Raw genomic sequence first — 20,627 nt, 5'->3', positions numbered from 1 at the left:
GATTTATTTCATCAAGCGATGATTTATTAAACAAATCACACAAAATAACTACGTTTTGTTGAAATTGTGAACTACAAATCATCAAATTCAACTGTGAATTCAGCAACCTTTTCCCAGTTAGTATATTCAATCTCTGTTTTTGGATCGGTTGGGCCATCTGTCATTTTCATTATTAGACGAATCATCATTCTATCAAACCATGTATAACGTGGATAAAACAGCGCTCCGGCAAAAACAGACTTCAATGTAGGCTTCCAAGGACATGCTTCTAAAAATTTTCGCGTATATGCGTTGGTTTCTACCGTATTCTTGCCTTCTTTTCTTGCCGTCAAATTTACAGCAAAAAAACCCGTCTTCATTGAGTTCAATTGATTTTGATGAGAAAGCACGAAGCGTTGTAGTTTTTTATTGAAATGCCCATAACGAATGGATGCCCCTACTAATACTTTATCGTAGCCTGATAAATTAAGCTGTTGGTCAGTATTTAAATCACGAATATCACATTCACGACCTGAGTTTCTCAGTTGCTCCGCCATTTTTAGAATAATTTTTTTAGTTTGCCCATCCGTACTGGAGTGTAAAAGTAAGTAGCTCATTATTGTTCCTAAATTAATATCATTTCTATATAGGTAATATTATTTATTAATTGTACCCAACTATTCACGCCAAAAAGTGGGAGTCAGTAGCACTAATAAAGTGAAAACTTCCAAACGCCCAAATAACATCGTGACAACTAATATCCATTTGCCTGTAGGGTTCATCGTTGTGAAATTATCAGCCACAGTCCCTAACCCTGGCCCTAAGTTATTCAGTGTCGTTGCAATTGCTGAAAAAGCAGAGAATTCATCAACTCCTGTAGCAATCAGTAATAATAAGCTGACGACAAAGACCAGTGCATATGCAGAAAAGAAGCCCCAAACAGCTTCGATGATCCTTTCAGGTAATGCGCGTTGTCCTAATTTGATTGTGTAGACTGCATTTGGGTGAACTAGGCGCTTTAACTCACGCGAGCCTTGTAAGAAAAGTAACAATATACGAATAACTTTTAACCCACCACCTGTCGAGCCTGCACATCCACCAACGAATGCGGCGCACAATAGCAGCATAGGTAAAAAAAGAGGCCAACCAGAAAAGCTATCTGTCGTAAATCCAGCCGTTGTCGCCATGGACACGACTTGGAAGAATGCCTGATCAAGTGTTTGACCAAAGCTACTATAAACAGAATGGAACATAAGTACTAAGGTACAAATAACCACCAAGACAAACTGGAAGCTAATAAACATTCTAAATTCAGGATCGCGCCAATAAATCCCTAAACTACGTCCAGTTAATACTGCAAAGTGCAAACCGAAGTTACAACCAGAGATAATCAGGAAAATACCAATGATAGTGTTAATCGCAGGACTATTGAAATAACCAATACTAGCATCATGAGTTGAAAACCCACCAATAGCGATAGTCGAAAAGCTGTGAGAAATAGCATCAAAAACATCCATACCGGCTATCCATAGAGCAACCGCACAGGCAATAGTTAGCAGTACATAGATAAGCCATAATGTTTTTGCTGTTTCTGCAATACGAGGCCGCATTTTATTGTCTTTCAAAGGACCCGGCATTTCTGCACGATATAGCTGCATTCCCCCGACACCCAAAAGTGGTAAAATTGCAACGGCAAGTACAATAATCCCCATCCCCCCAAGCCATTGAAGCATCTGCCGATAAAATAAAATAGCTTTGGGTAGGGAATCAAGCCCTGTTAACGTTGTCGCACCTGTCGTCGTCAATCCTGAGAACGATTCAAAAAAAGCATCAGTTACCGAAAGATTAGGTCTTTCAGAAAAAATAAAAGGTAATGCCCCTACGCTTCCCAGTACCGTCCAAAATAAAACAACGATAAGAAAGCCTTCTTTTGCTTTCAGTTCGTGCCGGCTATTACGGGTTGGTAGCCACAAAAAAAGACCAATTAGCAAAGCAGTAATAAAAGTCTGGCTAAAAGCTCGCCCTGCACCATCACGATAAATTAGCGCGACAATACCAGGAATAACCATGGTAAAAGAAAAGATGATGACAAGCAGCCCGACTATACGGGTTATTGCACGAAAATGCATTCGGCAGGTTCCTTGATAAAACTGTTTACTATTGTGATTCTGACGTGAGCGTTAAGGCTCCACGGCTTATATCGCGTAATTTATCATTGACTTCCTGCTCAAGAGTGGCAGGAATTGCAATTTGTAAAGAGACAGTTTCATTATAATCACTGTGTAAAACTGTGCCATTCACTTGGACAAGCAGTTGTTCAATCGCATTAATCAATGAATAGTCGCACACTAAATTAAAGATTTTTTGTGGTACTTTTGTCTTTGTTGGTAATATTTTTAATGCTTGCTGGGCACCATTTCCATAAGCTTTAACTAGCCCACCAGTGCCTAGTTTTATCCCACCAAAATAACGTACAACAACACAGGTAACCTCCCCTAGATTGCTACCTAATAGTTGCGCCATGATGGGTTTTCCTGCTGTTCCTGTCGGCTCTCCGTCATCAGAGAACCCCAATTTTTGTGAATCATCAGGCCGACCAGCAACAAATGCCCAGCAATGGTGCCGGGCATCTGGGTATTGAGCTTTAATCGATTGAATGTAATCTTTTGCCGCTTCAATACCATCTGTATGAGCTAAATACGTAATAAATTGGCTTTTTTTGATTTCTTCTGTAAAAGAAATGGTTTCAGCCGGTATTAAATAAGGTTTCATTAACGTAAATGTAAGTCTCGAGTCATATTCTCAATACGATTTGCATGGATCACGATATTATCTTCAATGCGGATTCCACCGTAAGGTTTGAAGAACTCGATTTTATCCCAATTAAAGTGTTGGCTGAACTCCCCATTTCTCCATTCAGATAACAGAGATTCAATAAAGTAGAGCCCAGGCTCAATAGTTAACACCATTTTAGGTTCTAAAACACGAGTACAACGCAAGAATGGATACATTTTAGGAGCTGCGAGATGAGTACCACTATCATCTTGCATAAAACCTGCAGCATCATGAACTTGTAACCCAAGTGGATGGCCTAAACCATGAGGTAAAAATGGCGTTGTTAAGCCACTTTCCACCATCGACTCTTCGCTAATATCTTTAACAATATCATGTTTAATCAGTATCTTAGCAATCCTATGATGCATATCCACGTGATAATCAGTATAGCGGACACCTGCCTTAATCGTATCAATTAAAGCAAGCTGCTCTGTGTTGACATCTGCAACCAATTCAGCAAATTCGTCTTTACCTTTCGCCGCATAAGTTCTCGTAATATCAGCAGCATAGCCATTATATTCAGCGCCTGCATCAATAAGAAAACTGCGTAATTCGTTCGGCACAGTTTGCTGTAGTTTCGTGTAATGTAATACCGCCGCATTTTCATTCAGCGCAACAATATTACCATAAGGCACATTGGTATCTCGATGACCGGTAGATTGTAAGTAACTGACATTAATATCAAATTCGCTCATACCTGCACGGAATGCTTCGAGAGCAGCGAGGTGCCCATTTACAGCCATTTTTTGAGCTTCTCGCATACAGTAAAGCTCATAATCTGTCTTATAAGAACGATGATAATGATAGTAATCTAAAACCGATTTGGGATTGATATTATGCAAAGAAATCCCTAAAGATTCTGCTCGTGCTGTTGCTGAGCCTATATAGGCAACATTTTCTTTTGATAAGCTTGCGAGAAGCGTTTTGATGTCATCCGCATTTTTTAAGTGGATTAGCTCAATATCTTTGGTCCAAAAACTGTTCGGTAGTGGCTCAACACTATGCCAATAGTCAACGGGGGAATAAAACCATAGCTTAGGCTTATTTATACCATCAACTAATAACCATGAATGTGGAACATCGGTAACAGGTACCCACGCTTTGAAATGAGGGTTAACTTTAAACGGATAGTCGCTATCATCAAGAAAGATGCGTAGGGGTTCACCTGAATGAATCAATATGGCATCTAATTTGCTGCGCTGTAAAACTTGCTGAGTTCTGTTTTGTAACGTTTTAATGTGTTCAGCGTAGAGTGCAGTCAGTTTTTCCATTTCCTTCAACCTTTCAGCATTAATTAGAAAAATTAAGCTTACCACGTTCTGTTATTAACGGATATGCACTCTGTTGCAAACCCTAATTAATTAATTGATATATAATACATTTATCATTTAAATCATTAATTATTTCACTTAATTGCTGTGACCAACCTTCCATTTTTGTCATTAATCATTTGCAATTAATTAACATTCTAGTCACACTCTTTTCATCTGGTCGTACCAGATAACACTACCACGTAGAGGAGAGCAGAATGCTTTATCAAAGTGACACTATCTATATTCAATGGTTGAAACAAGGGATTGCAGAACTGGTTTTTAACTCACCAGGGCCAATTAATAAATTGGACACCCACACCGTTGCTTCACTTGATGAAGCCGTGTCTGTTCTTGAGCAACAAACCGAGCTGCAAGGTGTAATTTTCCGTTCTGATAAACCCGCTTTTATTGTTGGCGCTGATATCAAAGAGTTTCTGTCACTCTTTGAAGCATCAAAAGAAACACTAAGTGATTGGTTACACTACGCTAACAGTATATTTAATCGTATTGAAGACCTGCCTGTTCCAACGATTTGCGCCATTAATGGCTATGCACTAGGTGGTGGTTGTGAATGTGTTTTATCCACTGATTTTCGTATCGCCTCCCCTGATGCCCGAATTGGGCTTCCTGAAACGAAACTTGGGATCATGCCTGGCTTTGGTGGGTCTGTTCGGCTACCTCGATTAATTGGTTTGGATAGCGCATTAGAAATTATTACTGCGGGTAAAGATATCGATGCCTCTCAAGCTTTAAACCTTGGCCTTATTGATGCCGTTGTTAATACAGAAGCTCTCGCACAATCAGCGCTACAACTCATTGAATCTGCAATCACCGGAGCCTTCAATTGGCAGCAAAAACGCCAACCTAAACTTAGCCCTCTGCAATTGAAACCTATTGAGCAAACGATGAGTTTCAATGTCGCTAAGGGAATGGTGTATAAGGTTGCAGGCAAACACTATCCAGCCCCTATGGCGGCTGTGAATACAATAGAAAAGGCAGCAAATTGTACCCGCGATGAGGCCTTAAAGCATGAAACAGCAGCATTTGTTCCTCTAGCGCATAGTGATGTTGCACGTGCGTTAGTGAGTATTTTTCTAAATGACCAACAAGTTAAGTCAAATAGTAAAAAGATCGCACAACGTATTGAGATTCCAACACATGCCACCGTATTAGGTGCAGGAATTATGGGCGGAGGCATTGCTTATCAGTCTGCCAGCAAAGGCGTACCTGTTTTAATGAAAGATATTAATGTTAAGTCATTAGAATTAGGGATTGAAGAGGCACAAAAGCTATTAAATAACCAATTTGAGCGTGGAAAAATTACAGCTGTAAAAATGGCGGCGACCTTATCATCTATTCATCCTTCATTATCTTACAATGGCATAGAAGATAGCCAAATCGTCGTTGAAGCCGTTGTTGAGAACCCTAAAGTCAAAGCTGCTGTATTAGCTGAAGTTGAGTCCTTAGTAACAAGTGAAACTATACTGGCTTCAAATACATCAACTATTCCAATTTCAACCCTCGCTAAATCACTAAAGCGCCCAGAAAACTTCTGCGGAATGCACTTTTTTAACCCTGTGCATCGAATGCCATTAGTCGAAATTATTCGCGGAGAACAAACTTCTGATAACACTGTTGCTAAGGTTGTTGCCTACGCCAATAAAATGGGGAAAACCCCTATTGTTGTCAATGACTGCCCTGGCTTCTTTGTTAACCGAGTACTTTTTCCTTACTTTGCTGGCTTTAACTTACTGTTACAAGATGGGGCTGACTTTAGAGAAATAGATAAAGTCATGGAAAAAGAGTTTGGCTGGCCAATGGGGCCCGCTTATCTTCTTGATGTGGTTGGTATTGATACTGCTTTTCATGCAGAACAAGTTATGGCTCAAGGTTTTCCTGAACGAATGGGAAAAAAAGGCAAAAATGCCATTGATGTGATGTATGAACAACAACGTTTTGGCCAAAAAAATGGCCACGGGTTTTATCAATATGAAAAAGATAAAAAAGGGAAACCGAAAAAAGTTGATGATCCGCGGACGGATGAACTACTTGCTACTATTTGCTCAACAAGACGCTCATTCACCAAAGAAGAAATTATTGCTCGAATGATGGCTCCAATGATCAACGAAGTTGTTCGTTGCTTAGAGGAAGGCATTATCCAAAGCCCTTCGGATGCAGATATTGCTTTAGTTTACGGTTTAGGCTTTCCACCATTTAGAGGGGGAGTATTCTGCTATTTAGATACCTTAGGTAGTCAATCTTACTTAAAAACAACGGAATCTTTGCAGCACTTGAGTCCTCTATATCACGCGCCTAGCGGCTTAAAAGAAAAAGCGGCTACTAATGCAAGATATTACCCACAGCCACCAGTAGTGGCGATTGATGTCAAAAAAGTTGCGAGAGGTTAATTCTATGGAAAATGTCGTCATTATTGATGGAATACGTACACCAATGGGCCGTTCAAAAGGTGGGGTATTTCGCCATGTTAGAGCTGAAGACCTTTCTGCGCACCTCATGAATGCGATTTTTGAACGTAATCCAAACTCAAGTAAAAAAGAATTGGATGACATCATCTGGGGTTGTGTTCAGCAAACACTAGAGCAAGGGTTTAATGTTGCTAAAAATGCAGCATTACTCACAGATATACCTCATACGGTTCCTGCCGTTACAGTAAATCGCCTTTGTGGTTCATCAATGCAAGCGATACATGATGCGAGCCGGTTAATTATGACAGGTGATGCAAAATCAGTACTCATTGGTGGAGTTGAGCATATGGGCCACGTCCCAATGACTCATGGTATAGATTTCAACCCTAAACTGACTTTACGTGTTGCTAAAGCCGCTGGAGCGATGGGATTAACCGCTGAAATGCTTGCCAAAATGTATAAAATTAGCCGAGAAGAGCAAGATGCATTTGCATTAAGGTCTCACCAACTTGCAGCTCTAGCAACGGAAAAAGGGAAGTTCAATAACGAGATCGTTCCAATTAGTGGCCATGATGCCACTGGTAACCTCATTTCGGTAAATTATGATGAAGTGATTCGCTTTGATGCAAGCCTTCAAGGTTTGGCTGCTCTTCGCCCCGCCTTCGATCCTGCTAGTGGTACAGTGACCGCAGGTAATTCATCTGCTCTATCTGATGGTGCATCTGCGATGCTGCTAGCCAGCGAAAGTTATGCCACACAGCAAGGCATTAAGCCTCGAGCTAAAATACGCTCAATGGCAGTTGTTGGCTGCGATCCATCGATCATGGGATTTGGCCCGGTGCCAGCAAGTGAACTCGCTTTAAAGCGCGCAGGACTAACTTTAAATGATATTGATATTATTGAATTAAATGAAGCTTTTGCAGCGCAATCTATTGCATGCTTAAAAGGCTTAAAGCTATCAGAAAATCAACTAGATGATAAAGTAAATCTCAGTGGTGGGGCCATTGCGCTAGGCCACCCTTTGGGATGCTCAGGAGCAAGAATTTCAACAGCATTGCTTAATCAATTAGAACAAAACGATAAACAATTTGGTTTAGCCACCATGTGCATCGGGTTCGGCCAAGGTATTGCTACAATTATTGAGCGTGTTTAACAATTTAGTTTTAGTTTTCGCAAACATTGTATTTTGTCGATGTTCCCGCCTAGTCAGGGGCGGGTTTTTTTTGCCTTTTTCTGGCCAAATAGCCACGAAAAATTTAAAGATTATCGATAGGCGGTAAGTGAATGAGACCCTAGGAGCATACAAAAGTATGTGACTAGGGCGAATGAGCGAAACCAACACCCCTACAATTTGAAGTAGGACGGGTTAAATGAATTCGTAAGCATCTCCAAAGAGTTGTTCTGCCTTAGCTCCTCGCTCACTACAAAACCGCTCTCTCGCTATTTTAGCCATTTCAAAGCGGCCTGCGATATAGATATCATGACCGGACAAATCACCAAAATCTTCTAATACTGCGCTCAGGACTGTTCCTGTTCTACCACGCCATAGTTCGTCTGGTTGCTCTACAACTGGAGTGATCTTCAAATTAGGGTAATTTTCACTGAGGGCCTGCAATTCACCAAGGTCATATAAGTGTTCCAATTGGCGCCCCCCCCAATAGAAAGTGATATCACGATCCGAGTTTTCAGCTAAAGCTGCAAGTAATACAGAGTGGGTATAGGAAAAACCGGTCCCACCTGCAATTAAGATCATTGCGTTACTGCTATTTTCCCGAAACCAAGCTTTACCGTGAGGAATGTCAATATTTATACGTTTCTGGTCTAAAATTCTATCCATGACAGCCATTGCGTATAAATTAATCTCAGAAGCACCAATATGTAATTCAATAGTTTCTTTATTATTCGGTGTAGAAGCCATTGAAAATGGTCGCTTATCTCTCTCATCCATCACGACCATTAAATATTGACCTGCTTTAAAATGAAAAGGACCATCTGGCAACAAAATCACCCGATAAACCGTATCCGTGATAGATTCAACAGATGTTACTTTACAGCTTAAAGTTGCCATGGTTTCCCTCTTATTTTGTGTCAAAAATATTTAACTGTTCCCAAATATCATCAATGCGAGATTTAACGCTCTCTGTCATTACAATAGGACGCCCCCACTCACGATCTGTCTCACCCGGCCATTTGTTGGTGGCATCAAGCCCCATTTTTGAGCCTAATCCTGATACAGGAGAAGCGAAGTCGAGATAATCTATGGGCGTATTTTCCATCATTACTGTGTCACGAGCAGGATCCATACGGGTTGTAATTGCCCAGATGACATCTTTCCAGTCTCGTGCATTAATATCATCATCACAAACAATAACAAACTTAGTGTACATGAATTGGCGCAGGTATGACCAGACTCCCATCATGACTCTTTTAGCATGTCCTGCATATTGTTTTTTCATTGTCACAACGGCAAGACGATACGAGCACCCTTCAGGAGGAAGATAAAAATCAACAATTTCAGGGAATTGTTTTTGAAGAATGGGAACAAGGACTTCGTTTAAGGCTTCCCCTAATACTGCGGGCTCATCTGGTGGCCTTCCCGTATAAGTTGAATGATAAATTGCATCACGACGCTGAGTCACATGAGTTACAGTAAATACTGGGAAATTATCTATTTCATTATAATAACCAGTATGGTCACCATAAGGGCCTTCAGGGGCCATTTCACCCGGTTCAATATACCCTTCTAAAATAATTTCAGCGCCAGCAGGAACTTCGAGGTCATTCGATATGCATTTAACAACCTCGGTTTTATTACCACGCAACAACCCCGCAAAAGCGTACTCTGATAATGTGTCAGGAACTGGTGTTACCGCACCTAAAATGGTCGCAGGATCTGCACCAAGGGCAACTGCAACAGGAAATTTTTCACCGGGATGTGCTCGGCACCATTCTTGAAAATCCAAAGCACCACCGCGATGAGATAGCCAACGCATAATAACTTTATTTTTTCCAAGAACTTGCTGACGATAAATACCTAAGTTTTGCCTTTCTTTATGTGGGCCTTTAGTCACCGTCAGACCCCATGTAATTAGAGGGGCAGCATCTTCTGGCCAACAATGCATAACAGGTATTTTTGTGAGATCAACGTCTTCACCTGCCCAAATTTGTTCCTGACAAGCCGCTGAGCTTAACCGTTTAGCTGGCATATTCAACACTTGTTTAAATTTTGGAAGCTTATCAAAAAGGTCACGGAAACCTTTCGGTGGATCAGGCTCTTTCAGAAACGCCAGTAATTTGCCTACTTCATGTAAAGCTTTTATATCTTCTTGCCCCATCCCCATCGCAACACGTTTAGTTGTTCCAAACAGGTTACACAAGACAGGCATGTTATAGCCTTTGGGATTTTCAAATAATAGGGCCGGTCCCCCTGCTCTTAGTGTACGATCTGCAATTTCTGTCATTTCCAAATAGGGGTCGACTTCCATTGTAATGCGTTTTAGCTCGCCTTGTTTTTCAAGTTGCGAGATGAAATCTCTAAGGTCACGGTATTTCATTATCTTCTTTTACTGTTACAGAGGGAGTCCCATTATAAGACGTCCGGCCAAGGTTACAAGTTACTGTCTAAAGCACTTAAAAATCAATCTTTTTCTGGTTTAGTATACCATTTTACTGGCAATCAAAAGGGACTAATTTTTCTAATAGTAATGTATTAAATTGCTCTGAGAATGTTTTATTATGCTGAAATAGTTTAAAACCTTCATCTTTTCCACTGAAATAATGAAGTTCATTACCTTTAATTTGTAACCCACTTCCTTCCCTGAGCGCAACAACAACTTCATGAGGATTAATCACACAAAATTCTTGTAATCGCTCATCACGAGTTTCTCCCATATGACCAGAGATGTGAGCATCAATATAATGAGGATTAATTTGTAATGGGAATAGCCCTAAAGATGGCATAATTGCTGCGTTACTCACAGGCATATCATTCGTAGTACGAATACTTGGTGTCGCTACATTACATCCTGCGCTCCAGCCGATATATGGCACGCCACGTTCACGAACTGCGCGTTGAATCGCAACGATCAACCCATTCTCATGTAGGCATTTATTCAACCACCAAGTATTGCCGCCACTTACAAGAATGCATTCTGCCTGCTCAATCGCCTCCACTGGACTAGAGAAATGCTCAATTGACGTAACTTTTATTCCCAATGCTTCGGAAAGCTGCTCTGCTCTTTCGTCATGTGAGCCGCGAAGAACTGCATAAGGAACCAAAACTGCTGACTTTATGTTCTTACGAGTAATCATTTCTTTGATTCGAGGTAAGGCGTAGCTTAGCCATACAGGGTTGCCTGGTAGCTTGCCGTTACTCAACAAAAAGATATCCATTATGTCTCCTACTGATTTGGTTTTTGCATTACAGTTATCATAAGACTATATTCGATTAATATAGACTGATGAATATCAATGATATGGTGCTGTTATTCATTAGTCACATTGTTATGTCGTAATTTGTTATCATAAACATAGTTTTGTCAGATGGAATTCAAAAAAATGGAAAAATGGTATTTGCTTTATTGCAAACGAGGCCAAATTGAACGCGCTATGGAGCATTTAAATCGACAGAATGTTGTTTGTATGACGCCCATGACTGAAATGGAAAAAGTGGTTAGAGGAAAAAGAACGACTGTGCAAGAAGCTCTGTTTCCAAATTACTTATTTGTGAAATTTGATCATAATGAAATTCATACGACAACAATCCAGTCAACGAGAGGGGTCAGCCATTTTATTCGTTTTGGCCAATTGCCGACGGAAGTCCCTGAAGAGATTATTGAACTCCTACAACAAACCCCTATTAGTTATTCTGTCGCGCCAGATATACCAAAGCATGGTGACCAAGTGACTATTACCGAAGGTATTTTTGCGGGGGTGCAAGCTATTTTTGCTGAACCTAATGGTGAGTACCGTTCTATTCTTTTGCTGAATATTTTAAATAAAAGCGTCCCCAAAGTAGTTGATAATACACAGTTTAAAAAAAATACAGATTAAGCATTGAAGTAATAAAAAAGCCCTTCTTAGAGGGCTTTTCATCATTCTGTATTGAATAACGATAGGTTAACGCAAATTAGGACTCTTCTTTTTCTTCTTCCTCTACGCCTTCTTGTCGATTTCTACCTTTGCCAACATAGAAATTGGATAGTAAAACACCGAGCTCAAAGAGCAAATACATAGGAACAGCAAGTAAAGTTTGAGAGAGAACATCAGGCGGCGTTAAAAACATCCCAACGATAAATGCCCCGACTAAAATATAAGGACGTTTACGTTTTAGGGCTTCAGGTGTAGTGACGCCTGTCCAACACAGTAAAATAATTGCAATAGGGACTTCAAATGCAGCACCAAAAGCCATGAATAATGTCATGACGAAACTAAGGTATTTACTGATATCTGGGATAAAGTTAACGCTATCTGGGGTTGTTTTAACAAAGAAACCAAATGCGAGCGGAAAAACAACGAAGTAGGCAAATGCCATTCCCAAATAAAACAAGAAACTACTTGAAACAAGCAAAGGCAACATGAGTTTACGTTCATGCTTGTATAAGGCAGGTGCAATGAAAGCCCATATTTGATAGAGAATAACTGGGATCGATACAAAAACCGAAACCATCATTGTCAATTTAATTGGGGTAAAGAATGTAGACGCCACATCCGTCGCACTCATTTGCGAACCTACTGGCAGCTTATCAATCAAAGGAGCTGCAACCAGCCGATAGATATCATTTGAAAAATAAGCAAGCGCAGCAAAAACAATTAAAACTGTAATTAAACAGTTGAGTAGCCGTTTACGAAGTTCAATGAGGTGGCTAATAAGTGGTTGTGTATCATTTACAGCCATGTGTTATTTTTCACTTTCAGTTTGATTAGAGTTTTTTACATTAGCATCGAGTGATTCTACTGTTTTCACAGCGGCTGAATCTTCCGGTTTCTGCTCCTCCTCAACAACTGCCGCCATTTTAGCTGCATGTTCAGGGTTTGGATCAGACTCTTCAGGTTGCTGAGTATTATCTTTCGCTTCCTTTACAGCACTATCGTAACTGTCAGTGATCTCTTTTGCTTTGTTTAACTCTGTTTCAATATCATTAGTTGTCGCTTGGTAATCGCTTTTAAGCGATTGTGCCGCTGTACGCAGTTCTTCCATAGACTGCTTAAGTTCCGGAGAAAGCGCTTCTAAATTAGCTTTTTCTTCCACCTTTTTCAGCGTTTCTTGTAGCTCCTGCAGCTTTAATTCTTGCGATAACTCGTTTTGTACATTTGCAGCCATAGAGCGCATCGCACGGATCCACCCAGCGACAGTTCTCACTGCCACTGGTAACCGCTCAGGGCCTAATACAACGAGACCAATAACTGCAACAAGCAACAGTTCACTAAAACCTATGTCAAACACGGTTTAACCCTGCTCTTTGTTTTTGCTCTCAACTGGGCTTTCTTTCTTTTCAGCAGCCTGTTGTTCAGTAATATTTTTAGGTGCGAAGTCAGCATCTTGCTTTTCTTGTTCTGCTTTTGCTTTTTCGTCATCATTCATTGCTTTTTTAAAGCCTTTGAGTGACTCCCCCAAATCCGAGCCTAAAGAACGCAATTTTTTGGTGCCGAAAATTAAAATAATAAGCAAAGCAATGATAATGAGTTGCCAAGGACTACCGAAAGCAGCCATTGCAATAGTTGATTCCATTGTTAATACCTCTATAGTTTTGGGATCAATTGTTGTTAGATCTATTATATACAACCAACACAAAATACGGAAATGTTCACAGCCTTATAAACTTGTCGCAAAACAAAGTTTACTTAATTTCCGCCAGTTTTACACCAACCAAACAACCAAGACAGTGCTCCTGCCACCATAAACACAATACCAAACGGGGTGAGATTCGAAATAAGGAACATACTCCCACAGAGAATAAATGTGGCACCTATACCTAAAAGGTACTGAGATTTACGTTGTTTATTACGCTGACTTTTCAGTTGTTGCGTTAGTTGGTCTATGTTTGATTGTAAGTACTTATGTTGCCGTAATGCACCATAAATTAAATCAGGAATTTCAGGCATTTTTTCTGCCCAATACGGTGCCTTTTCTTTTAATGCTTGAGTAATTGCAGGTATCCCTACTTGGCTATGAACCCAATCCTCAAGGAATGGTTTTGCTGTTTTCCAGAGATCAAGCTGCGGGTAAAGCTGCCGACCTAACCCTTCAACATACAATAATGTTTTTTGTAATAATACCAACTGTGGCTGAACTTCCATGTTGAAACGACGTGCTGTATTAAATAAATTCAATAACACTTGCCCAAATGAAATTTCAGCCAATGGTTTTTCAAAAATAGGTTCACATACCGTACGGATAGCAAACTCAAAGTCTTCCACATTCGTGTCTGAAGGAACCCAGCCTGAGTCAACGTGTAGTTCTGCTACTTTGCGGTAATCACGATTAAAAAACGCAATAAAGTTTTCTGCCAAATAACGTTTGTCTTCTTTGTTCAATGAACCGACTATTCCACAGTCTATCCCTATGTATTGAGGATCTTCTGGATGATCGTAGCTAACAAAGATATTTCCTGGATGCATATCTGCATGGAAAAAACTGTCGCGAAAAACTTGTGTAAAGAAGACTTTAACACCACGCTCTGCCAGCAGTTTCATATTGGTTCCTTGCGCTTTAAGCGCAGCAATATCAGAAACTGGGATCCCGTAGATACGCTCCATGACCATCACATTTTCACGACAATAATCTGGATAGACCTCTGGCACATACAGCATGGCGCTGTTTTCAAAATTACGACGAAGCTGAATGGCATTTGCTGATTCACGGAGCAAATTAAGCTCATCAATCAACGTTTTTTCGTATTCACGCACGACTTCTTTTGGTCTTAACCGCCGCCCATCTGGCAACAACGGAACCCAATTGGCAATGCGGTACATTAATTTAATGTCAGCTTTAATAATTGGTAGAATATCAGGGCGAATAACTTTGATGACAACATCTTTGCCATTTTCTTTTAACGTTGCGGTATGAACCTGAGCAATAGATGCAGAAGCTAAAGCTTGTTCATCAAAATCATCAAACCATTGTTCTAAAGGGCCTTCGAGAGATTCTTCAATATAGCTTCGTGCCAGTTTGCCATCAAAACTCGCCACTTTGTCTTGCAATAGCGAAAGTTGATCTGCGATTGCGGGTGGGAAAAGATCTCGACGAGTCGATAGCATTTGGCCAAATTTGATCCAAACCGGCCCGAGTTCTTGTAGGGCGAGACGAAGCCTTTCACCTAATGCTTTGTCTTTATGCTTATTTCTGATCCAAAAGAAACCTAAGCGACCAATTCTTAATGGTAACGTTAGTTTAATTTTGGGGATTAACTCATCTAATCCGTAAGAGAGAAAAACCCGAATAATGAAGTAAAGTCGTTTTATTTCACCGGGTGTCATGCTTCTCCTCCAACTGGCTTAACCGTTGCTCAAGCGCACTCATTGAATATTCCACTTGCTCGACCTCATCACTAAAATGAGCGAGTTCAAGCTGGCTAGGTGCCATTTTCCATTCTTCAACAATGGCGTCTTTGATATACGTTTTTTGCCGTTTTACTAAATGAGATGCAAGACAAACACCTTTATTCAGGAACTTACTAAGGCCCTCTGCTGCAACATCACCAATGTAAGGAGACAGATAATGAGCAGGGTTCCAAATAGCTAAGTCAAGCAAAGAAGACCAGTGCTGTACAATTTGCATATCCCCTTCAATCACGATATCACCACGATTGATAAGTTGAGATAATTGCTGTTTGTCTTTCAATTTAACGAGCGTGAAGATGGATGTTTTAATGGTACAGTCCGCAGGCTCAACCCACTGGCTTAACACATCAACATGATTTTCAGCAAAAACGAGCGTCAACGTTTTATTCAGTTCTTTAAGTTCAATTGCCATAACTTTGCCTGCCAAACGCATCCTAGCTGGCTGTAGAACTTTTTCTTTGAACAACATGTGGTTAAGAGAGGTTTCCATCAATGCTGTGATCAAAGAATACAAAACTGTATTTTGGTTTTCGGTATGTGTTGATGGTGCTTCCATCTTAGAATTTAAACCCTTTATGCAATGCGACAATTCCACCTGTCATATTGGTGTAGGAAACCTGTTCAAACCCTGCATTTTCCATCATACCTTTTAGTGTTTCTTGGTTTGGATGCATGCGGATTGATTCAGCTAAATAGCGATAGCTATCGGGATCATTAACGATCGCTTGACCAATACGAGGGAGTATATGGAATGAATAGGCATCATAAGCTTTATTCAGTGGCTCAATAACTGGTTTTGAGAACTCTAATACCAATAAACGCCCACCTGGCTTCAACACTCGGAACATAGAGCATAGCGCTTTGTCTTTATCAGTGACATTACGCAGACCAAAAGAGATAGTAATGCAGTCAAAATAGTTATCAGGGAATGGCAGCTCTTCCGCATTGGCTTGCACGTAATTAACATTACCGATAATACCAAGATCACGTAATTTCTCACGCCCCATTTTTAGCATTGAATCATTAATGTCTGCGAGTATGACTTCGCCTTTTTCGCCCACTAAACGTGAAAATTTAGCGGTTAAGTCACCCGTTCCACCCGCAAGGTCGAGTACCCGCTGATTACGACGTACTCCGCTCGCCTCAATGGTAAAACGCTTCCAAATACGATGAATACCAAACGACATCAAATCATTCATTAAGTCATATTTTGATGCTACTGAGTGAAAAACATTCGCTACTAGGCCAGCTTTATCTTCTTTGCCGACAGTACGGAAACCGAAATCAATGGTTTCTTTAGTTGGTTCAGTCATTTCTCTTATGCCTGCTTATCATTCAAACTTTTGTAGGAAGTGTAACAGTCTTTGAGCCAAAACCCTATCAGAAGTCTAAGATTCCGCACAATTAGGCGTATCAGACTGCTCAACCAATTGAGGCGGGATAGGTTGCTTAATTTCGACCCCTAGCTCTTTAAAACTTTCCGCCTGGCTAATTAAATTTCCACGCCCTTGAGCAAGACGCTTCATTGCCGATAGGTAAGTATTATTTGCTTTATCAAGACTGGTGCCTAAAACCTGCATATCATCTACAAACAAACGCAGCTTGTCATACATTTTTGCTGCTCTATTTGCTATCTCCTGAGCATTTTGCCCTTGGCGTTCATACCGCCAAATATTATTAATCGTTCTCACTGCGACTAGCAATGTTGAAGGACAAACTAACATAATATTCTGTTTAATTCCTTCATCAAGTAACTCGGGAGCTTCTTTCAAAGCCAGTAAATACGCAGGTTCAATAGGGATAAACATTAAAACGTAATCCAGTGAACGAATTCCCGGTAACTGGTGGTAATCTTTACGACTCAACATACGCATGTGATTACGGATAGATGCCACATGATTTTTTAACGCTTGTTGCTGTTCATGTGGATCTTCGCTATTGAAGTAATGTTCATAGGAAACCAGCGACATTTTTGCATCAACAACCACATCTTTCCCTTCTGGAAGGTGAATAATCACATCCGGTTGATAACGGCTATTATAACTTGTATTGATACTAACTTGGGTTTCAAATTCACTTCCCTCACGTAAACCTGAGACTTCGAGGATCCGAGTAAGAATGGTTTCCCCCCAGTTCCCTTGAATTTTGTTATCCCCTTTCAGCGCTCGTGTCAGGTTAACGGCCTCTTTGGTCATTTGATTATTGAGCTGCTGTAATTGCCGAATTTCATAGGCTAAAGTGTGGCGCTCTTTGGCTTCCTCACCAAAACTTTGTTGAACTTGCTGACGAAAACCTTCTAATTGCTCGCGAAAAGGTGACAACATCGCCAATAGGCTTTTTTGTTGTTGCTCAGATGCACGACGCTCATTCTGTTCAAAAATACGGTTAGCTAAGTTTTCGAATTGTGCTGTCAGCCGTTGTTCACTATTTTGTAAAATACGCTGTTTTTCTTCGTTGGCTAGCTGGTTCTGTTCAAAACGAGTGATTACCTCGCGAAGCTCTGCTTCTTGTTCTCGGTTAATATCCCTTTGAGTACGCAGCTCTTGATCTAGCCTTTCGTATTCTTCTTTCCATTGCGCAAGGTGAATATTTTTTTCGTCACTTGCCGCAAGTTGGCGGTTGAGTTGTTGCAGTTCCTGATCTTTTTGCGTAATTTTTTGGGCAATAGAGAACCACGTTGCCAAGCCACCAACTAAAACGCCACTCAACGCACCAATAACAGCATATAAAAGAGAGGTATCCACGGTTAAATCCTTACTTTACAAAGTCTAGTGTAAGGTAATGGGATACTGTATAAGTGTCCAGAGGTAATTTAGCCATTGAAGAAAATTTTGCGAAGCGCTTCGCAAGCTTAGCCTATCCAGCTCGCAAACCATTTCAAGCCTAATGCCCCAGGCGCTAGAATACCAAATGCCCAAATCATCGCAGAAGCGATATTAGCGAGTTGGAAATGCCGTTGTGGCATGGCGCAAATCCCTGCAACCAAGGGAACAATGGCTCGCAAAGGCCCGAAGAAGCGCCCAAAGAAAATGCCCCAAATACCCCATCGGTCAAAGAAACGCTGCCCTTTATCAATCATTTGCGGGTTACGAGAAATCGGCCACATATGGCGTACATTTTCTTTGTAATGATAACCAAACCAATAAGAAAGCCAGTCCCCAAAGAAAGCACCAAGTGCTGCTGCTAACCATATTGGCCAGAAAGTAATATTACTTTCACCAATCAAAGCACCGAGCGCAAGTAAAATAACCGTTGCAGGTAACAGAAGCGACAAAAATGCCAGAGATTCCCCAAAAGCCAGAAAGAAAATAATAGGAAGCGCCCATACTTCATGTTCGCGTGTAAAGTCCGTCACTATGGTGACAATTTCATTGAGTGTCACGGTCAGTTCCTTTCATTAGGGGATAATCAGAATACTGTAACGAAAAAGTGGTAAATCAAAGTTAAACAAAGCAAAAACACCTTTGGGAAAACCGAGTTGTGGATAAAGAAAAACGGATTATCCGACAACTCATATTCCAATTAGAGCAACTTAGTCCAGAAACTGGCTTTGCAGTACTTCTCGTTGCTGCCTTCCTAAACCAAAATCTTTTTCTAGCCATTGGTCAACATTGCCATACTGGCTTTCAATACTGTTTAGTGCTGTTCTCAAGAAGTCTTCACGTACCGAATAGACATACTCAAATTTTTTCACGATGCTTTCGTCCATCGTTTTTGCATGCTCTTCAAGTAAGTGTTTGCGGTAAGGTGCAAGTGTTTCATTAGTCAGTAAGTAATCTTCCATTACGGTGTCTAAATCTGCACCTAAAGCAAATAACACCAATGCGGACCCGACGCCCGTACGGTCTTTTCCTACAGCACAGTGTTGTACTATGCCACCTTTTTCTGGTTGTTTGAGTAAATTGACCAATTGATGATAAGCGGGGTTGTTCAGTGGTAACAATTCATATAAACGAAACATAAAGGCTTGCGGATCAAATTGTTCCAATATCTCTGGCGTTAATTTATCTAAATTTGCGGTGACTTCTTTGGCTAACGGATTTGCTGGCGCATGCACATAATGCGCTCCTTGCCAAATGACATCAGGCTTATCTAAGATTTCAGCTTCATCACGATAGTCAATGATTTGGAAAAGATTTTGTGAACGCAAAACCGCTTCGTCTTCCTGTGTTAATCGGTCTAACGCACCGGAACGAAACAGGACACCGGGCTTAATTTTGCCACCGTTAGCAAGTTTTTTACCACCGAGATCACGAAAGTTAATACCGCCCTTCAAAGGCAGAACAGAAGGATGAAGATAAGGTGTTGTTGACATAATAATTCCTTTTCGCCCTATAGCTTTCATTCCAGTTAGCCATAAAATAAACGTAACCTGAATAATTTAAGGGCACATAATATTGATAATTGTTTTTATGACAATAACAGATCTAGCAAATAAGAGGATCAGAATATTTCCTGTAAATTGATTAGTAATTGCCAAATCTATCGAGGAAATAAAGAGAAATGAAAAGTGGATAAAGGGACTAAGCCCGCTTACTTTTTGTCCACAACCGAGTGAAAGTCAAGTAAACGGGCCAGTAAATCAGGGACTACAGTAAGCGGCGAGCAGCTTCAACCACAATACTTAATACGTTACCTTCCGTTTTCTTCAGTAACGCTTCATTTGGAATTTCTTGTTGGGTACGATTCACGATAACACCCGCAACCATACCAGCACGTAACCCTTTACTACTAGAACACATAGTCAGCAATGTGGCTGATTCCATTTCATAGTTCATTACGCCCATGTCTTGCCACTCTTTCATCGAACCTCTGAAATGACGCATCACACGGCCAGTATAGGTATCATAACGCTCTTGACCTGGGTAGAAGGTATCAGATGATGCAGTAACACCAACATGAACGGTCGCACCTGCATCTTTCGCTGCGGCATAAAGCGCATTAGTACAGTCAAAATCAGCAACAGCTGGGTATTCTAATGGTGCGAAGTGTTGGCTAGCACCGTCTAGGCGCACTGCCCCTGTTGTCACCAGAACATCACCGACATTGATATCTTCTTGGATTGCACCTGTTGTACCAATACGTAAGAAAGTACGGATACCAAGCTGTGCAAGTTCTTCAACTGCAATTGACGTTGATGGACCACCGATACCGGTTGAACAAACAATGACAGCTTTTCCGTCAAGCTCACCACGCCAAGAGGTGTATTCACGTAATGACGCAAGGTGTACAGGGTTATCCATCAGACGTGCAATTTTTTCAACACGGTTAGGATCCCCAGGAACAATCGCTACGGTCGCACCCTGTAAGTCACTTTTCTTTAAACCTAAGTGGAAAACGTCAGACATTTCAAACTCCTTTACACAATGGCATCATTAAATCAGTCAATACTGATTAATCGTTATTTGTAATATAGCGAGAAAACGATATTTTTTTAGTGATGAATGTCACCTTTAATGAAAACAATAAAAGATTGATTTCATTATTTAGTGATTTGCGTCACACAAATTCA

At 40.7% G+C, this 20,627-nt stretch carries 20 protein-coding genes; 3 read left to right on the top strand and 17 right to left on the bottom strand.

Translation table 11 applies throughout. From position 1 onward, the window contains the following. Window positions 1-71: 71 nt before the first annotated feature. From hemG to pepQ, 4 genes are read right to left on the bottom strand one after another with little or no spacing between them, the layout of a single operon-like run. Entirely contained in the window at window positions 72-596 is a 525-nt protein-coding gene (hemG, locus tag PR767_RS11535) for a menaquinone-dependent protoporphyrinogen IX dehydrogenase (RefSeq protein WP_109912565.1), read from the bottom strand. Window positions 597-656: 60 nt separating this feature from the next. Then, window positions 657-2,108, bottom strand: coding sequence for a Trk system potassium transporter TrkH (gene trkH / locus PR767_RS11530; protein ID WP_109912566.1), 1,452 nt, complete (start codon window positions 2,106-2,108; stop codon window positions 657-659). A gap of 28 nt (window positions 2,109-2,136) precedes the next feature. Continuing rightward, window positions 2,137-2,751: an IMPACT family protein gene (locus PR767_RS11525; RefSeq protein WP_109912567.1), complete on the bottom strand. Its 615-nt coding sequence runs from the start codon at window positions 2,749-2,751 to the stop codon at window positions 2,137-2,139. Continuing rightward, window positions 2,751-4,085 carry a Xaa-Pro dipeptidase gene (gene pepQ, locus PR767_RS11520; protein ID WP_109912568.1) on the bottom strand — a complete coding sequence of 445 codons (1,335 nt, stop codon included), beginning with the start codon at window positions 4,083-4,085 and terminating at the stop codon, window positions 2,751-2,753. Before pepQ ends, PR767_RS11525 begins: the two co-directional genes overlap by 1 nt. Before the next feature lie 257 nt (window positions 4,086-4,342). On the opposite strand from pepQ, the gene fadB reads away from it, so the two are divergent. Further along, window positions 4,343-6,535 (top strand): fatty acid oxidation complex subunit alpha FadB, encoded by a 2,193-nt coding sequence (fadB, locus tag PR767_RS11515; protein ID WP_272520369.1) that lies wholly within the window; start codon window positions 4,343-4,345, stop codon window positions 6,533-6,535. A 4-nt stretch (window positions 6,536-6,539) separates the two neighbouring features. Beyond that, on the top strand, window positions 6,540-7,706 hold the full coding sequence (fadA, locus tag PR767_RS11510; protein ID WP_004914870.1) for an acetyl-CoA C-acyltransferase FadA: 1,167 nt from the start codon (window positions 6,540-6,542) through the stop codon (window positions 7,704-7,706). Window positions 7,707-7,919: 213 nt separating this feature from the next. Here the strand turns inward: fadA and fre are convergent, their stop codons facing one another. The 3 genes from fre to pepE all read right to left on the bottom strand — a co-directional run bounded on the left by fre (window position 7,920) and on the right by pepE (window position 10,945). Further along, complete coding sequence (fre, locus tag PR767_RS11505; RefSeq protein WP_272520368.1) at window positions 7,920-8,621, bottom strand: NAD(P)H-flavin reductase; 702 nt, start codon at window positions 8,619-8,621, stop codon at window positions 7,920-7,922. A 10-nt stretch (window positions 8,622-8,631) separates the two neighbouring features. Next, window positions 8,632-10,107: a 4-hydroxy-3-polyprenylbenzoate decarboxylase gene (ubiD, locus tag PR767_RS11500; protein ID WP_272520367.1), complete on the bottom strand. Its 1,476-nt coding sequence runs from the start codon at window positions 10,105-10,107 to the stop codon at window positions 8,632-8,634. A 112-nt stretch (window positions 10,108-10,219) separates the two neighbouring features. Beyond that, entirely contained in the window at window positions 10,220-10,945 is a 726-nt protein-coding gene (pepE, locus tag PR767_RS11495; protein WP_181489191.1) for a dipeptidase PepE, read from the bottom strand. Between the two features lie 165 nt (window positions 10,946-11,110). Between pepE and rfaH the strand changes: the two genes are divergently transcribed. Next, the gene (gene rfaH / locus PR767_RS11490; protein WP_004914877.1) at window positions 11,111-11,605 is read left to right on the top strand and encodes a transcription/translation regulatory transformer protein RfaH; all 495 of its coding nucleotides are present in this window, start codon (window positions 11,111-11,113) and stop codon (window positions 11,603-11,605) included. Between the two features lie 76 nt (window positions 11,606-11,681). On the opposite strand, the gene tatC is transcribed toward rfaH, so the two are convergent. From tatC to udp, 10 genes are all read right to left on the bottom strand, one after another. Beyond that, window positions 11,682-12,449, bottom strand: coding sequence for a Sec-independent protein translocase subunit TatC (tatC, locus tag PR767_RS11485; protein WP_109912571.1), 768 nt, complete (start codon window positions 12,447-12,449; stop codon window positions 11,682-11,684). Window positions 12,450-12,452: 3 nt separating this feature from the next. Next, window positions 12,453-12,998, bottom strand: a complete 546-nt coding sequence (tatB, locus tag PR767_RS11480; RefSeq protein ID WP_004914882.1) for a Sec-independent protein translocase protein TatB — start codon at window positions 12,996-12,998, stop codon at window positions 12,453-12,455. Window positions 12,999-13,001: 3 nt separating this feature from the next. Continuing rightward, a complete protein-coding gene (gene tatA / locus PR767_RS11475) occupies window positions 13,002-13,283 on the bottom strand; it encodes a twin-arginine translocase TatA/TatE family subunit (RefSeq protein ID WP_004260812.1) in 282 nt (93 codons plus the stop codon). 113 nt (window positions 13,284-13,396) lie between these two features. Then, window positions 13,397-15,031: a ubiquinone biosynthesis regulatory protein kinase UbiB gene (gene ubiB, locus PR767_RS11470; RefSeq protein ID WP_004914885.1), complete on the bottom strand. Its 1,635-nt coding sequence runs from the start codon at window positions 15,029-15,031 to the stop codon at window positions 13,397-13,399. Next, window positions 15,018-15,671 carry a ubiquinone biosynthesis accessory factor UbiJ gene (locus tag PR767_RS11465; RefSeq protein WP_004914888.1) on the bottom strand — a complete coding sequence of 218 codons (654 nt, stop codon included), beginning with the start codon at window positions 15,669-15,671 and terminating at the stop codon, window positions 15,018-15,020. Before PR767_RS11465 ends, ubiB begins: the two co-directional genes overlap by 14 nt. A gap of 1 nt (window position 15,672) precedes the next feature. Beyond that, window positions 15,673-16,428, bottom strand: coding sequence for a bifunctional demethylmenaquinone methyltransferase/2-methoxy-6-polyprenyl-1,4-benzoquinol methylase UbiE (ubiE, locus tag PR767_RS11460; protein ID WP_272520365.1), 756 nt, complete (start codon window positions 16,426-16,428; stop codon window positions 15,673-15,675). Window positions 16,429-16,503: 75 nt separating this feature from the next. Continuing rightward, window positions 16,504-17,859: a DNA recombination protein RmuC gene (gene rmuC / locus PR767_RS11455; protein ID WP_196720001.1), complete on the bottom strand. Its 1,356-nt coding sequence runs from the start codon at window positions 17,857-17,859 to the stop codon at window positions 16,504-16,506. A gap of 107 nt (window positions 17,860-17,966) precedes the next feature. Next, a complete protein-coding gene (locus PR767_RS11450) occupies window positions 17,967-18,497 on the bottom strand; it encodes a DedA family protein (RefSeq protein ID WP_004914898.1) in 531 nt (176 codons plus the stop codon). A 150-nt stretch (window positions 18,498-18,647) separates the two neighbouring features. Further along, entirely contained in the window at window positions 18,648-19,430 is a 783-nt protein-coding gene (locus PR767_RS11445) for a tyrosine-protein phosphatase (RefSeq protein WP_109912574.1), read from the bottom strand. Between the two features lie 274 nt (window positions 19,431-19,704). After that, window positions 19,705-20,463 (bottom strand): uridine phosphorylase, encoded by a 759-nt coding sequence (gene udp / locus PR767_RS11440; RefSeq protein WP_004914901.1) that lies wholly within the window; start codon window positions 20,461-20,463, stop codon window positions 19,705-19,707. Window positions 20,464-20,627 lie beyond the last annotated feature (164 nt).

Origin of the sequence: Providencia sp. PROV223, from assembly GCF_028479245.1 — a bacterium.
GTDB lineage: Bacteria > Pseudomonadota > Gammaproteobacteria > Enterobacterales > Enterobacteriaceae > Providencia > Providencia rettgeri.
The sequence above is the reverse complement of the archived record's forward strand: the minus strand, read 5'-3'. Positions and strand labels throughout refer to the sequence as shown.